Annotated in this window: 11 protein-coding genes; 8 read left to right on the plus strand and 3 right to left on the minus strand. The window is 69.1% G+C overall.

Annotation, left to right across the window (positions count from 1 at the left end):
- Positions 1-4: 4 nt before the first annotated feature.
- From ACZ48Z_RS23700 to ACZ48Z_RS23730, 7 genes are all read left to right on the plus strand, one after another.
- Positions 5-928, plus strand: a complete 924-nt coding sequence (locus ACZ48Z_RS23700; RefSeq protein WP_468737859.1) for a carbohydrate ABC transporter permease — start codon at positions 5-7, stop codon at positions 926-928.
- A 193-nt stretch (positions 929-1,121) separates the two neighbouring features.
- Entirely contained in the window at positions 1,122-2,321 is a 1,200-nt protein-coding gene (locus ACZ48Z_RS23705) for an ROK family transcriptional regulator (RefSeq protein WP_468737860.1), read from the plus strand.
- A 133-nt stretch (positions 2,322-2,454) separates the two neighbouring features.
- Positions 2,455-3,546: a sugar ABC transporter substrate-binding protein gene (locus tag ACZ48Z_RS23710; protein WP_468738042.1), complete on the plus strand. Its 1,092-nt coding sequence runs from the start codon at positions 2,455-2,457 to the stop codon at positions 3,544-3,546.
- Between the two features lie 268 nt (positions 3,547-3,814).
- Entirely contained in the window at positions 3,815-4,606 is a 792-nt protein-coding gene (locus tag ACZ48Z_RS23715) for an ATP-binding cassette domain-containing protein (RefSeq protein ID WP_468737861.1), read from the plus strand.
- Positions 4,603-5,913, plus strand: a complete 1,311-nt coding sequence (locus ACZ48Z_RS23720) for a sugar ABC transporter permease (protein WP_468737862.1) — start codon at positions 4,603-4,605, stop codon at positions 5,911-5,913. The genes ACZ48Z_RS23715 and ACZ48Z_RS23720 overlap by 4 nt, the downstream gene beginning before the upstream one ends.
- A 123-nt stretch (positions 5,914-6,036) precedes the next feature.
- Positions 6,037-7,956 carry a 1-deoxy-D-xylulose-5-phosphate synthase gene (dxs, locus tag ACZ48Z_RS23725; RefSeq protein WP_468737863.1) on the plus strand — a complete coding sequence of 640 codons (1,920 nt, stop codon included), beginning with the start codon at positions 6,037-6,039 and terminating at the stop codon, positions 7,954-7,956.
- 137 nt (positions 7,957-8,093) lie between these two features.
- Positions 8,094-9,578, plus strand: coding sequence for an amino acid permease (locus ACZ48Z_RS23730; RefSeq protein ID WP_468737864.1), 1,485 nt, complete (start codon positions 8,094-8,096; stop codon positions 9,576-9,578).
- 244 nt (positions 9,579-9,822) lie between these two features.
- On the opposite strand, the gene ACZ48Z_RS23735 is transcribed toward ACZ48Z_RS23730, so the two are convergent.
- Positions 9,823-10,188 (minus strand): PIN domain-containing protein, encoded by a 366-nt coding sequence (locus ACZ48Z_RS23735; protein ID WP_468737865.1) that lies wholly within the window; start codon positions 10,186-10,188, stop codon positions 9,823-9,825.
- A 70-nt stretch (positions 10,189-10,258) separates the two neighbouring features.
- Here ACZ48Z_RS23735 and ACZ48Z_RS23740 point away from each other — a divergent pair, with 70 nt between their 5' ends.
- The gene (locus ACZ48Z_RS23740) at positions 10,259-11,284 is read left to right on the plus strand and encodes a DUF8189 domain-containing protein (protein WP_468738043.1); all 1,026 of its coding nucleotides are present in this window, start codon (positions 10,259-10,261) and stop codon (positions 11,282-11,284) included.
- A gap of 82 nt (positions 11,285-11,366) precedes the next feature.
- On the opposite strand, the gene ACZ48Z_RS23745 is transcribed toward ACZ48Z_RS23740, so the two are convergent.
- Complete coding sequence (locus ACZ48Z_RS23745; protein WP_468737866.1) at positions 11,367-13,493, minus strand: 3-hydroxyacyl-CoA dehydrogenase NAD-binding domain-containing protein; 2,127 nt, start codon at positions 13,491-13,493, stop codon at positions 11,367-11,369.
- Positions 13,490-14,716 (minus strand): thiolase family protein, encoded by a 1,227-nt coding sequence (locus tag ACZ48Z_RS23750; RefSeq protein WP_468737867.1) that lies wholly within the window; start codon positions 14,714-14,716, stop codon positions 13,490-13,492. The genes ACZ48Z_RS23745 and ACZ48Z_RS23750 overlap by 4 nt, the downstream gene beginning before the upstream one ends.
- Positions 14,717-14,754: the final 38 nt, after the last annotated feature.

A 14,754-nucleotide genomic window follows, 5' to 3' on the forward strand; every position in this document is an offset into this window, starting at 1 on the left:
TCCGATGAAGACGACCGAGACCCCCGCCCCCGTACCGGCCGAGCCCGGTGTCCCCGTGACCAAGACCGACGGCCCGGCCGAGCCGCCCCGCAAGGCGAAGAAGGACGGCAACGTCCTCAACGTCTTCTCGCACGGCGTCCTGATCCTCTGGTCGGTCATGGTCGTGATGCCGCTGCTGTGGGCGGTGATGACGTCCTTCAAGGACGACAGCTCCATCTTCAACTCGCCCTGGGCGCTGCCGGACAAGCTGCACTTCGACAACTGGGCGCGCGCCTGGACCGATGCCAACATGAGCGACTACTTCCTGAACACCATTCTGGTGGTGGCGGGTTCACTCATCGGCACCCTGGTGCTCGGCTCCATGGCGGCCTACGTGCTGGCCCGGTTCGACTTCCCGGGCAACCGATTCATCTACTACCTGTTCATCGGCGGCATGAGCTTCCCGATCATGCTGGCGCTGGTTCCGCTGTTCTACGTCGTCAACAACATGGGCCTGCTGAACACGATCCACGGGCTGATCCTGGTCTACATCGCTTACTCGTTGCCCTTCACGGTCTTCTTCCTCACCGCGTTCTTCCGCACCCTGCCGAGCTCGGTGGCGGAGGCGGCCTTCGTGGACGGGGCCTCGCACTCCAGGACGTTCTTCCAGATCATGCTGCCCATGGCCAAGCCGGGCCTGATCAGCGTGGGGATCTTCAACTTCCTCGGCCAGTGGAACCAGTACATGCTGCCCACGGTGCTCAACACCGACCCGGACAAGCGGGTGCTGACCCAGGGGCTGGTGCAACTCGCGGCCAGCCAGGGCTACAAGGGCGACTGGTCGGGTCTGTTCGCCGGCCTGGTGATGGCGATGATCCCGGTCCTCGCCGCCTACATCGTCTTCCAGCGGCAGGTGGTGGCCGGGCTCACTGCGGGCGCCCTGAAGTAGACCCGGGCGGCCCGCGCGGGCGCTGTCTCTTCAAGATCCAGATCTTGAACGGGCGGCGCCCCCTCGGCATGGGCGGGAACGCGGATACTGTTCAACCTCTTGACGGGAGGCGACCCTAACGGCTCAGCTTAGAGTTCACTAGTTGGACATAGACGGGGTCTCATCGATGCGGCCCCGCGCGCAGGAGGTCGTCGTGGAGACTCCGGGGTCGCAGTCGTCGCTGCACCGAGCCAACCTGGAGCGGGTCGTCCGGGCCGTCCGGCTGGCCGGGTCGCTCACGCAGGCGGAGATCGCACGGACCACGGGACTGTCGGCCGCGACCGTCTCCAACATCGTCCGCGAGCTCAAGGACGGCGGAACCGTTGAGGTCACGCCCACATCCGCGGGCGGCAGGCGGGCCCGAGCGGTGTCCCTGAGCGGTGACGCCGGCATCGTCATAGGGGTGGACTTCGGGCACACCCATCTGCGCGTCGCGGTCGGCAACCTCGCCCATCAGGTGCTGGCCGAGGAGTCCGAGCCGCTGGACGTGGACGCCTCCTCCACACAGGGCTTCGACCGGGCGGAACAGCTGGTCAACCGGCTGATCGAGGCGACCGGCGTGGACCGCTCGAAGATCGCCGGGGTGGGCCTCGGCGTCCCCGGTCCGATCGATCTGGAGTCCGGTTCGCTGGGCTCCTCGGCGATCCTGCCGGGCTGGATCGGCACCAAGCCCGCGGAGGAGCTCGGGGGGCGCCTCGGCGTGTCCGTGCACGTCGACAACGACGCCAACCTCGGCGCCCTCGGTGAGCTGGTCTGGGGCAGCGGCCGGGGGGTACGGGACCTGGCGTACATCAAGGTCGCGAGCGGTGTGGGCGCCGGACTGGTGATCAGCGGCCAGATCTATCGCGGTCCAGGTGGCACAGCGGGAGAAATCGGGCATATTACTCTTGATGAGTCCGGCCCCGTCTGCCGTTGCGGCAACCGCGGCTGCCTGGAGACCTTCGCGGCCGCGCGCTATGTGCTGCCGCTGCTCCAGTCCAGCCACGGCACCGACCTGACCATGGAAGGCGTAGTACGACTCGCGCGGGACGGAGACCCTGGTTGCCGTCGGGTGATCGCCGACGTCGGCCGACACATCGGCAGTGGAGTCGCCAATCTCTGCAACTTGCTGAACCCGAGCCGAGTCGTCCTGGGCGGTGATCTCGCCGAGGCCGGTGAGCTGGTGCTCGGGCCGATCAGGGAGTCGGTCGGCCGCTACGCGATCCCCAGTGCGGCACGCCAACTGAGCGTGCTTCCCGGGGCACTTGGAGGCCGTGCGGAGGTGCTCGGAGCACTCGCCCTCGCACTCAGTGAGATGGGTGATTCGACCCTTTTGGACAGCACGCTGCATGCAGCGACACCTGCCTTCACTTAGAGAACGCAGGACGCCGTTGCCATCTCGTTAAGTATTTACTTCTTGACGTCGCACGTGTGGCCGAGTTGACTTCCAGCCACCTCGGCCGCAACGACGCGGCCTCGTCAGGGAGGTTTCAAAAGTGAACACGCTCATGCGTCGCGCCGCCGTGTCCGTAGCGATCTCGGCGCTCGCCGTCTCGGTCGCCGCCTGCGGTAAGGCCGGCGACGACAACAGCGGCAGTGACAGCAGCAGCTCCGGGTCCGGCGGCAAGTCGATCGGCCTGCTGCTGCCCGACAACGTCACCGCGCGGTACGAGAAGTTCGACAAGCCGTACTTCGTCGCCAAGGTCAAGGAGCTGTGCAGCGACTGCACCGTCTCCTACGCCAACGCCGCGGCCGACCCGGCCAAGCAGGCCCAGCAGATGAGCAGCATGGTCACCAAGGGCGTCAAGGTGATCGTGGTCTCGGCGCAGGACTCCGCCGCCATCAAGTCCTCCATCGCCTCCGCGGTGAGCAAGGGCGTCAAGGTCGTCGCGTACGACCGTCTGGCCCAGGGCCCGGTCTCCGCGTACGTCTCCTTCGACAACGTCAAGGTCGGCGAGCTCCAGGGTCAGGCCCTGCTCGACGCCCTCGGCTCCAAGGCGACCCCCAAGGCGAACGTCGTCATGATCAACGGTGACGACGCCGACCCGAACGCCGGCCAGTTCAAGGAAGGCGCGCACAAGGTCCTCGACGGCAAGGTCAAGATCGCCTACGAGCAGTCCGGCCTGTGGAAGGACACCGTCGCGGCGCAGAAGATGTCCGCGGCCATCACCCAGCTGGGCGCCAAGAACATCGCGGGCGTCTACGCCGCCAACGACGGCATGGCCGGTGGTATCGCCAACACGCTCAAGGGCGCGGGCATCAGCAGCATCCCGCTGACCGGTCAGGACGCCGAGCTCGCCGCCATCCAGCGGATCGTCGCCGGCACCCAGTCCTCCACGGTCTACAAGGCCTACAAGCCCGAGGCCGACACCGCCGCCGAGCTCGCCGTCAACCTGCTCCAGGGCAAGGACATCAAGTCCCTGGCCGACACCCAGGTCACCAGCGGCTCCGGTGACAAGGTCCAGGCGAAGCTGCTCACCCCGGTCTCGGTGACCGTGAAGAACATCAAGGACACGGTCGTCAAGGACGGTCTGTACAAGGTCACCGACATCTGCACCGCGGACTACGCCGCCGCGTGCAAGAAGGCCGGCCTCCAGTAAGAAGCCGCCCTCAGGGCGTGTTCCTCGCGAACACGCCCTGGTGGACACAGAGCCTGTCCGGTGCCCGCACCGCCTTCATACCCCGCTGCGGGGCGGGCACCGGACGGAAACATGGCGGACGCAACCGTTGCCAGAAGGCATCGGTCGCGCGCATGTTCGACTTGTAAATCGGTGCTTACGGCGCGACTCGTCCGACGAGCGCCGCACAGCACAACCCTCCGCGGCTTACCCCAAGCGCGGCATCCCCGCCGGTCAGGCGGCGAAGGAGATGGTTCACGTGTCCGCTACGCCCGTGCTGGCGTTGCGCGGAGTCTCCAAGCGATTCGGTGCGGTCCAGGCCCTCACCGATGTAGAGCTGGAGGTTCACGCCGGAGAAGTGGTCGCCCTGGTCGGCGACAACGGCGCAGGAAAGTCCACGCTGGTCAAGACGATCGCCGGTGTGCATCCCATCGACGAGGGCGTCATCGAGTGGGACGGCAAGCCGGTCAGCATCGACAAGCCGCACGACGCCCAGGGACTCGGCGTCGCGACGGTCTACCAGGACCTCGCCCTGTGCGACAACCTCGATGTGGTCGGCAATCTGTTCCTCGGGCGCGAGCTGCTGCACCGCGGCGCCATCGACGAGGTCACGATGGAGCAGAAGGCGCGTGAGCTGCTGAGCACGCTCTCCATCCGGATCCCGAGCGTGCGCATCCCGATCGCCAGCCTCTCCGGTGGCCAGCGCCAGGTCGTCGCCATCGCGCGTGCCCTGGTCGGCGACCCCAAGCTCGTCATCCTCGACGAGCCCACCGCCGCTCTCGGCGTCGAGCAGACCGCACAGGTCCTCGACCTGGTCGAGCGGCTGCGCGAGCGCGACCTCGCCGTCATCCTCATCAGCCACAACATGGCCGACGTGAAGGCCGTCGCCGACACCGTCGCCGTGCTGCGTCTGGGCAGGAACAACGGGTCCTTCCCGGTGAAGGACACCAGTCAGGAAGAGATCATCTCCGCGATCACGGGAGCCACGGAAAACGCCGTGACCCGTCGTGCGGGGCGTCGCAGCACGGAGGCCGCGAAGTGAGCGACACATCCAAGGTTTCCAAGACGGAGACGCCGACCACGGTCGCGCCCGCCGACGACCCCACCGCCGCGCCGGTCTCCGTCGTCGACCCCCGGCTGCTGGTCCGCGAAGAGGGCTTCAAGGGCTACTGGACCGAGTTCACGCGCAAGGTCAAGGGCGGTGAGCTGGGCTCCCTGCCGGTGGTGATCGGTCTGATCATCATCTGGACGATCTTCCAGTTCCAGAACGACCGCTTCCTGAGCGCCGACAACCTCTCGAACGTCAGCTACTACCTCTCGGCCACCGGCATGATCGCCATCGGCCTGGTGTTCGTCCTGCTGCTCGGCGAGATCGACCTGTCGGTCGGTTCCCTCAGCGGCCTGGCGTCCACCATCTTCGCCGTGCTCGTGGTGAACCACGGCATGAACACCTGGCTCGCGCTGGTCCTCGGCATCCTCACCGGCGTCGCCGCCGGCGCACTGCACGGCTGGTTCTTCGCGAAGATCGGCGTTCCCGCCTTCGTCGTCACCCTCGCGGGCCTCCTCGGCTGGAACGGCCTGATGCTGTGGCTGCTCGGCGACAGCGGCACCATCAACATCCCGTCCGACACGGGTCCGATCCACCTGCTCGGCCAGAGCTCGTTCTTCATGGACCAGGCCATCGTCGGCGCCTACCTGCTGGCCGGCCTCGGCGTCGTGCTCAGCCTCGTCGGCAACTTCAACGAGCAGCGCCGTCGCAAGGCCGCGGGCGTCCCCTTCCGTCCCACCAGCGAGATCCTCGTGCGCGTCGGCGCCCTGGCGATCGCCTCCTTCGTCGCCGCGGCCGTCCTCAACAACGCGGCCGGCGTCTCCAACTCCCTGGTGATCTTCCTCGCCGCCCTGGTCGTCGTGGACTTCGTCCTGCGCCGTACGACCTTCGGCCGCAAGGTCTTCGCGCTGGGCGGAAACGTCGAAGCCGCCCGCCGCGCCGGTATCAACGTGCCGATCGTCCGTATCACCGTGTTCGCCATCTCCGGCGGTTTCGCGGCGATCGGCGGCATGTTCTTCGCCGGTCAGACGGCGAGCGCGACGCTCAGCGCCGGTACCGGCAACGTCCTCATGCTCGCCATCGCGGCGGCCGTCATCGGCGGTACGTCGCTGTTCGGCGGGCGCGGCTCGGTGTGGTCGGCACTGCTGGGCATGCTGGTCATCCAGTCCATCCAGACGGGCCTGGACCTGCTGAACATGAACCAGTCGATCCAGTACATGATCACCGGTGGCGTTCTGCTGGGCGCCGTCGTCATCGACTCCGTGTCGCGAAGGTCTCAGAAGGCCGCTGGTCGCGGATAACCGCTGCTCGGCCCCGTCAGGTCGCCCGGTACCCCACAAGGTGCCGGGCGACCGGCATGTCGGGGAACATTAGACTCGGACCCGCCCGGCAAGCTCGATCAGCTCTAATGCAAGGAGGCACGGGTGCCGCTGCTGACCCGTATCAGGGGACCGCGTGATCTGGACCGGCTCAGCCTTGAGGAGCTGGACCAGCTGGCGGAGGAGATCAGGAGCTTCCTCGTCGGCGCTGTCTCCAAGACCGGCGGCCACCTCGGCCCCAACCTCGGTGTGGTCGAGCTGACCATCGCGCTGCACCGGGTGTTCGACTCGCCCAGGGACCGGGTGCTCTTCGACACCGGACACCAGTCCTACGTGCACAAGCTGCTCACAGGGCGCCACGACTTCTCGAAGCTGCGCTCCAAGGGCGGCCTCTCCGGCTACCCCTCGCGCGCCGAGTCCGAGCACGACGTCATCGAGAACAGCCACGCCTCGACCGTCCTCGGCTGGGCCGACGGCCTCGCGAAAGCCAACCAGGTGCTCAAACGGGACGACCACGTCGTCGCCGTGATTGGTGACGGCGCCCTGACCGGAGGTATGGCCTGGGAGGCGCTGAACAACATCGCCGACGCCAAGGACCGTCCGCTCGTCATCGTCGTCAACGACAACGAGCGCTCGTACGCGCCGACCATCGGCGGCCTCGCCAACCACCTCGCGACCCTGCGCACCACCGACGGCTACGAGCGCTTCCTGGCCCGCGGCAAGGACCTCCTGGAGCGCACCCCGGTCGTCGGCCGGCCGCTGTACGAGACCCTGCACGGGGCCAAGAAGGGCCTCAAGGACTTCATCGCGCCCCAGGGCATGTTCGAGGACCTCGGCCTCAAGTACGTCGGCCCCATCGACGGCCACGACCTCGAAGCGCTGGAGTCGGCGCTGGCCCGCGCCAAGCGGTTCGGCGGCCCGGTCATCGTGCACTGCCTCACCGAGAAGGGCCGCGGCTACAAGCCCGCCGAGCAGGACGAGGCCGACCGCTTCCACGGCATCGGCCCCATCCACCCCGACACCGGCCTGCCCGTCAAGGCCTCCGCCGCCAGCTGGACCTCCGTCTTCGGCGACGAGATGGTCGAGCTGGGCCGGGAGCGGGAGGACATCGTCGCCATCACGGCCGCCATGCTCCAGCCGGTCGGCCTGAAGAAGTTCGCGGACACCTTCCCGGACCGGATCTACGACGTCGGCATCGCCGAGCAGCACGCCGCCGTCTCCGCGGCGGGCCTGGCGACCGGGGGACTGCACCCCGTCTTCGCCGTCTACGCCACCTTCCTCAACCGCGCCTTCGACCAGGTCCTCATGGACGTCGCCCTGCACAAGTGCGGAGTCACCTTCGTGCTCGACCGGGCCGGCGTCACCGGCGACGACGGCGCCTCGCACAACGGCATGTGGGACATGTCGATGCTCCAGGTCGTCCCGACGCTCAGGCTCGCCGCCCCGCGCGACGCCGAACAGCTGCGCGCCCAGCTGCGCGAGGCCGTCCAGGTCGACGACGCGCCGACCGTGCTGCGCTACTCCAAGGGCGTCGTCGGCCCCGCCGTACCCGCCGTGGGCACCGTCGGCGGCATGGACGTCCTGCGCGAGCCCGGCACCGACACCCCGGACGTGCTCCTCGTCTCCGTCGGAGCCCTGGCGCCCATGTGCCTGGAGATCGCCTCGCTCCTCGACAAGCAGGGCATCTCCACCACCGTCGTCGACCCGCGCTGGGTCAAGCCGGTGGACGAGGCCATGGCCCCGCTCGCCGAGCGGCACCGCGTGGTCGTCACCGTCGAGGACAACTCCCGCGTCGGCGGCGTCGGCTCGGCGATCGCACAGGCCCTGCGCGACGCGGGCGTCGACATTCCGCTGCGTGACTTCGGCATCCCGCCGCGCTTCCTCGACCATGCCTCCCGCGCCGAGATCATGGCGGAGATCGGGCTCACCGCGCCCGACATCGCCCGCCAGGTCACCGGCCTGGTCTCCAAGCTGGACGGCCGGTACGACGACGCACGGGCCGAAGTGGAGCCCGCCCGCGACTAGACGCACCCGGATGGGCCGGTCACGCCACTCTTGACAGTGGTGGGGCCGGCCCGTTCGCGTGAATCCGCCCGCGCCGGGGCATACGACCTACGCCCCCTCTCGATCATGTCGAGGACGACACAGCGTGGGAGGTACCCGTGAGCAGCACCCTCTTCCGGACGAAGAAGGTAGAACAGTCCATCCGCGACACCGAGGAACCGGAGCACGCGCTCAAGAAATCCTTGTCCGCGCTGGATCTGACCGTCTTCGGCGTCGGCGTCATCATCGGCACCGGCATCTTCGTCCTGACCGGAACCGTCGCCAAGAACAACGCCGGCCCGGCCGTCGCCCTGGCCTTCGTCGTCGCCGGCGTGGTCTGCGCGCTCGCCGCGCTCTGCTACGCCGAGTTCGCCTCCACCGTCCCGGTGGCGGGATCGGCGTACACCTTCTCGTACGCCTCCCTCGGTGAACTGCCCGCCTGGATCATCGGCTGGGACCTGGTCCTGGAGTTCGCGCTCGGCACCGCGGTGGTCGCCGTCGGCTGGTCCGGCTACATCGCCTCGCTGCTCGACAACGCGGGCTGGCACCTGCCGGAGGTGCTCAGCGGCCGGGACGGGGCCGACGGCTTCGGCTTCGACATCCTCGCCGCCGCGCTCGTCCTGGTGCTCACCGGCATCCTCGTGCTCGGCACGAAGCTGTCCGCGCGCGTCACCTCGATCGTCGTCGCCGTCAAGGTGACGGTCGTCCTCGTCGTGATCATCGCGGGCGCCTTCTTCGTCAAGAGCGGCAACTACGACCCGTTCATCCCCGAGTCCAAGCCGGTGGAAGCGGGCAGCGGCCTCCAGTCCCCGCTCATCCAGCTGATGTTCGGCTGGGCACCCGCCAACTTCGGCGTGATGGGCATCTTCACGGCCGCCTCGGTCGTCTTCTTCGCCTTCATCGGCTTCGACGTCGTCGCCACGGCCGCCGAGGAGACCAGGAACCCGCAGCGCGACATGCCGCGCGGCATCCTCGGCTCCCTCCTCATCTGCACGACCCTCTACGTCGCCGTGTCGATCGTCGTGACCGGCATGCAGAAGTACACCGACCTGTCCATCACGGCCCCGCTCGCCGACGCCTTCAAGGCCACCGGCCACCCCTGGTTCGCGGGCTTCATCAGCTTCGGGGCGGCGGTGGGCCTGACGACGGTCTGCATGATCCTGCTCCTGGGCCAGACCCGGGTGTTCTTCGCGATGAGCCGCGACGGACTGCTGCCCACGTTCTTCTCCCACGTCCACCCGAAGTTCCGGACCCCGCACCGCCCGACCATCCTGCTCGGCGTGATCATCGCGATCGTCGCGGGCTTCACGCCCCTGAGCGAGCTCGCCGAACTGGTCAACATCGGCACGCTGTTCGCGTTCGTGGTCGTGGCGATCGGCGTCGCCATCCTCCGCCGCACCCGCCCCGACCTGCCCCGCGCCTTCCGCACCCCCTGGGTCCCGGTCGTCCCGATCGTCTCGGTCCTGGCCTCCATGTGGCTGATGCTCAACCTGCCGGCCGAGACCTGGCTCCGCTTCGGGATCTGGATGGTGCTCGGGTTCGCCGTGTACTTCCTCTACGGCCGCACCCACAGCCGCCTCAACCAGCAGACCGAGACGAAGTAACTCCCGGGGATCCGTTGTCGGCTGCGGGCCGGTCGCGCCGTTCCCCGCGCCCCTGGGTGGGTGCAGTGAGGGCCTGCCCAGCCACCCAGGGGCCGCACCGCAGCCGGTCGCTGCGGGCCGGTCGCGCCGTTCACCGCGCCCCTGGGTGGGTGCAGTGAGGGCCTGCCCAGCTGCACCCACCGTTTTCAGGGGCGCGAGGAACTGCGCGACCAGCCCCCACCGGCCCGCAGTCGGACGACGACGCTCAGGGCCGTACGGTCCGCGGCCCCGCAACCTCGGCCCCCAACTCGGCGACCCGCCGCCGCAGTTCCCGATCGGCCGTGACCACCAGCACCCGTCGCTCACCCGCCCCCGCCACCAGCTCCACCATGTGGTCGTCCCCGCTGCCGGGCGCGCTCTCCACCCGAACCCCCTGCACCGACTCCACCCCCCGAGCCGCCCCCTCCACCACCAGCACGATCTCCACGGCGCCGTCCCGCCCGGGCACCCCGTCCACCGCGAGCCGGTCCCGCAGCCGCTCCGCCGCTCCCCGCCGGTCCCGCCACCACCCGTCCGGCACCGACCCGACGACATTCGCGGCGTCCACGACGACCAGCAGCACGTCACTCATGGCCCCAGCGTCCCACGACCGGCCCGCCGGGAGGCGGTACCGGCCGCCCGATTAGAGTGGGCCCGTGTCCATGGTCCGTACAGTGAACGGCAACTGGCTCATCCGCGCCCGGGACGGCCGGCTCGGCGTGTACACCACCCGTGACGAGGCCGTGTGGTGCCGGGCCGAGCAGCGACCCGGCGGCACCTGGTCGCCCTGGCGCAAGGTCGGCGGCGAGCAGCGTCTGCACCCCGCACTCGCCGTGGGCCAGGGCGCCAACGGCTACGCACACCTCGTCTCCTGGCGCCCCACCAAGGCCAAGGAGTCGGGCCTCGTGCACTCCACCCACTTCCGCGTCCACCTCGCCGCCCTCGACTGGATCCCGGTCGGCCACCCCGACAAGGCGGGTGCGCGCACCGGCGTGCCCGCCGTGGCCGTCGACGCGGAGGGGAGGGCCCATGTCTTCGTCGGCGACCGCGGCGGCGGCGTGCGCGCCCTCGTGCAGAAGGAGCGCGGCGGCTGGAGCGCCTGGTCCGCCCTCAAGGGCTCCGAGGCGCCCGGTGAACTGACCGCGGTGACGGGGGAGTCGGGCCGGGTCGAGCTGTACGCCACCACCGCCACCGGCATCCTGCGCTGGCTCCAGGACGAGCCCGGCGCGCCTCCCGTACCGGCCGACCCGCTGCCGGTCCGCGTCGAACCGGGCACCCTGAGCGCGCTGCCCACCTCCAAGGAGCACACCACGCTGTTCTTCGCGGACCCCGAGGGCATGTACTACGCCTTGCGTCCGGACATCGGACCCGCCCCCCTGCTCGCCGCGGCAGGCCCCGGCCCGGCGGCCCTGCTGCGCTGCACCCTGGAGGGCCACGACTGCACGCTGCTCGCCCAGCGTTCGGCCTCCGGCCGGGTCGCCTTCGCCGCTTATCCCACCGAGCAGGAGTCGGCGGGCCTGTGGTGGACGGAGTCCGGACCGCAGCTCCCCGTGGACACGGCAGTGGCCCTCGCCGAGGACGCGGACGGCCGTATCGTCGCCGCGACGGTGACCCCCGAGGGCGAACTGCGGGTCGCCCGGCAGAAGGACGAGCCGGGCCTGGCCCTGGCGGCCTGGCAGGAGGTCTGAGCGCCCAGCCGCCCCCGTCCGGTGCACAGAGTACGACAGAGGGCCCCCGCCGCAGCGGAGGCCCTCTTCAGCTGCCTGGGTGTTACGCCGGAACCGAGGCCAGCCCCGGAGCCAGGAACTTCTTGCCGTTCACCCGCTCGGAGACACCCTCGCGGTCCAGGTACGGCGTGATGCCGCCCAGGTGGAAGGGCCAGCCGGCACCCGTGATCAGGCACAGGTCGATGTCCTGGGCCTCGGCGACGACGCCCTCGTCGAGCATGAGCCCGATCTCCTGGGCGACGGCGTCCAGGACGCGGTCACGGACCTGCTCCTCGGACAGGACGACATCGCCCTGCTTGAGGAGGGCGGCGACCTCGGGGTCCAGCTCCGGCTTGCCGGAGTCGTAGACGTAGAAGCCGCGCTTGCCCGCCTTGACGACGGCCGCGAGGTTCGGGGAGACGGTGAAGCGCTCCGGGAAGGCCCTGTTGAGGGTCTCGGAGACGTGCAGGCCGATCGCGGGACCGACCAGCTCCAGGAGGACGAGAGGCGACATGGGCAGGCCCAGGGGCTCCACCGCCTTCTCCGCCACGGCGACCGGGGTGCCCTCGTCGATGACGTTCTGGATCTCGCCCATGAAGCGGGTGAGGATGCGGTTCACGACGAACGCCGGGGCGTCCTTGACCAGCACCGCGGTCTTCTTCAGCTTCTTGGCGACGGAGAACGCCGTGGCCAGCGAGGCGTCGTCGGTCTGCTCGCCGCGGACGATCTCAAGGAGCGGCAGGATCGCGACCGGGTTGAAGAAGTGGAAACCGACGACCCGCTCGGGGTTCTTCAGCTTCGACGCCATCTCCGAGACGGACAGCGAGGAGGTGTTGGTGGCGAGGATCGCGTGCGCCGGGGCGACCGCCTCGACCTCCGCGAACACCTGCTGCTTGACGCCGATCTCCTCGAACACGGCCTCGATGATGAAGTCCGCGTCGGAGAAGCCCTCCGCCTTGTCCAGCACACCGGTGACCAGGGCCTTGAGGCGGTTGGCCTTGTCCTGGTTGATACGGCCCTTGCCGAGCAGCTTCTCGATCTCGGCGTGGACGTAGCCCACACCCTTGTCGACGCGCTCCTGGTCGATGTCGGTCAGCACGACCGGCACCTCCAGGCGGCGCAGGAAGAGCAGCGCGAGCTGGGAGGCCATCAGACCGGCGCCGACGACGCCCACTTTGGTGACCGGACGCGCGAGCGACTTGTCCGGCGCACCGGCGGGACGCTTGCCGCGCTTCTGCACCAGGTTGAACGCGTAGATGCCGGAGCGCAGTTCGCCACCCATGATCAGGTCGGCGAGGGCCTGGTCCTCGGCGTCGTAGCCCTGCTGCAGGTCGCCGTTCTTGGCGGCCTCGATGATGTCCAGGGCGCGGTAGGCGGCCGGAGCGGCCCCGTGCACCTTGGAGTCGGCGATGAAGCGGCCCTTGGCGACGGCCTGGTCCCAGGCCTCACCGCGGTCGATCACCGGGCGGTCGACGACGATCTCGCCCTTGAGGACGGACGCCGTCCACAGCAGGGACTGCTCCAGGAAGTCCGCGCCCTCGAACAGCGCGTCTGCGATGCCCAGTTCGTAGACCTGGACGCCCTTGAGCTGCTTGTTCTGGTTGAGGGAGTTCTCGATGATGACCGAGACGGCCTTCTCGGCGCCGATCAGGTTCGGCAGCAGCGTGCAGCCGCCCCAGCCGGGGACCAGGCCGAGGAAGACCTCGGGGAGCGAGAAGGCGGGCAGGGCCGCGGAGACCGTGCGGTAGGTGCAGTGCAGACCGACCTCGACGCCACCGCCCATCGCGGCACCGTTGTAGTACGCGAAGGTCGGCACGGCGATGTCGGCGAGGCGCTTGAAGACCTCGTGGCCGCCCTTGCCGATGGCGAGCGCGTCCTTGTGCTCCTTGAGGAGCTCGACGCCCTTCAGGTCGGCGCCGACGGCGAAGATGAACGGCTTGCCGGTGATGCCGACGCCGATGATCTCGCCGGCCGAGGCCTCCTTCTCGACCTGGTCGATGGCGGTGTTCAGGTTCGCCAGCGAGGCCGGGCCGAAGGTGGTCGGCTTGGTGTGGTCGAAGCCGTTGTCCAGCGTGATGAGCGCGAAACGGCCCGCGTTGAAGGGCAGGTCCAGGTGGCGTACGTGCGCCTGGGTGACTACCTCGTCCGGGAACAGCTCGGCCGCACCCTTCAAGAGCTCAGTGGTGCTCACTTGCTGCCTCCGGCGTCCTTGTGGTTCGGGTTCTCCCAGATGACCGTCGCGCCCATGCCGAAGCCGACGCACATGGTGGTCAGGCCGTAGCGGACCTCGGGCTGTTCCTCGAACTGACGGGCCAGCTGCGTCATCAGACGCACACCCGAGGAGGCGAGGGGGTGACCGAAGGCGATCGCGCCGCCGTACTGGTTGACGCGCGCGTCGTCGTCCGCGATCCCGTAGTGCTCCAGGAAGGCGAGGACCTGGACGGCGAAGGCCTCGTTGATCTCGAACAGGCCGATGTCGGAGATGGACAGGCCCGCCTGGGCGAGCGCCTTCTCGGTGGCCGGGATCGGGCCGTAGCCCATGACCTCCGGCTCGACACCCACGAAGGAGTACGAGACGAGGCGCATCTTCACCGGCAGGTCGTTCTCGCGGGCGAAGTCCTCGGAGGCGATGAGGGAGGCGGTGGCGCCGTCGTTCAGACCGGCGGCGTTACCGGCGGTGACCCGGCCGTGGACACGGAACGGCGTCTTCAGACCGGAGAGGTTCTCCAGGGTGGTGCCCGGGCGCATCGGCTCGTCGGCGGTGACCAGACCCCAGCCGGTCTCACCGGCCTCGGGGCTGGTGCGGCGTACCGAGATCGGCACCAGGTCGGCCTGGATCTTGCCGTTGGCGTACGCCTTGGCGGCCTTCTCCTGGGAGCGCACGGCGTACTCGTCGGCGCGCTGCTTGGTGATCGTCGGGTACCGGTCGTGCAGGTTCTCGGCGGTCATGCCCATGAACAGGGCGGACTCGTCGACCAGCTTCTCGCTGACGAACCGCGGGTTGGGGTCCACGCCCTCACCCATGGGGTGGCGGCCCATGTGCTCGACACCACCGGCGATGGCGATGTCGTAGGCGCCGAAGGCCACGGAACCGGCGACCGAGGTGACGGCGGTCAGGGCACCGGCACACATGCGGTCGATGGAGTAACCGGGTACGGACTGCGGCAGACCGGCGAGGATTCCGGCGGTGCGGCCGATGGTGAGTCCCTGGTCACCGATCTGCGTGGTCGCGGCGATGGCGACCTCGTCGATCTTCTTCGGGTCGAGACCCGGGTTGCGGCGCAGCAGCTCCCGGATCGCCTTCACGACAAGGTCGTCGGCGCGGGTCTCGTGGTAGATGCCCTTCGGGCCCGCCTTGCCGAACGGGGTGCGGACGCCGTCGACAAAGACGACATCCTTGACGGTACGAGGCACGATGGCTCTCCTCCAGATGCGGGATCTGCACTGCTGCG

It is taken from the genome of Streptomyces sp. NPDC031225 (assembly GCF_055570355.1).

Bases quoted from the DNA above. Each gene is read 5' to 3' on its own strand.
- ACZ48Z_RS23700 (WP_468737859.1), top strand. From the start codon at position 5: ATGAAGACGACCGAGACCCCCGCCCCCGTACCGGCCGAGCCCGGTGTC.
- ACZ48Z_RS23715 (WP_468737861.1), top strand. From the start codon at position 3,815: ATGGTTCACGTGTCCGCTACGCCCGTGCTGGCGTTGCGCGGAGTCTCC.
- ACZ48Z_RS23735 (WP_468737865.1), bottom strand. From the start codon at position 10,188: ATGAGTGACGTGCTGCTGGTCGTCGTGGACGCCGCGAATGTCGTCGGG.
- ACZ48Z_RS23740 (WP_468738043.1), top strand. From the start codon at position 10,259: ATGGTCCGTACAGTGAACGGCAACTGGCTCATCCGCGCCCGGGACGGC.
- ACZ48Z_RS23710 (WP_468738042.1), top strand. From the start codon at position 2,455: ATGCGTCGCGCCGCCGTGTCCGTAGCGATCTCGGCGCTCGCCGTCTCG.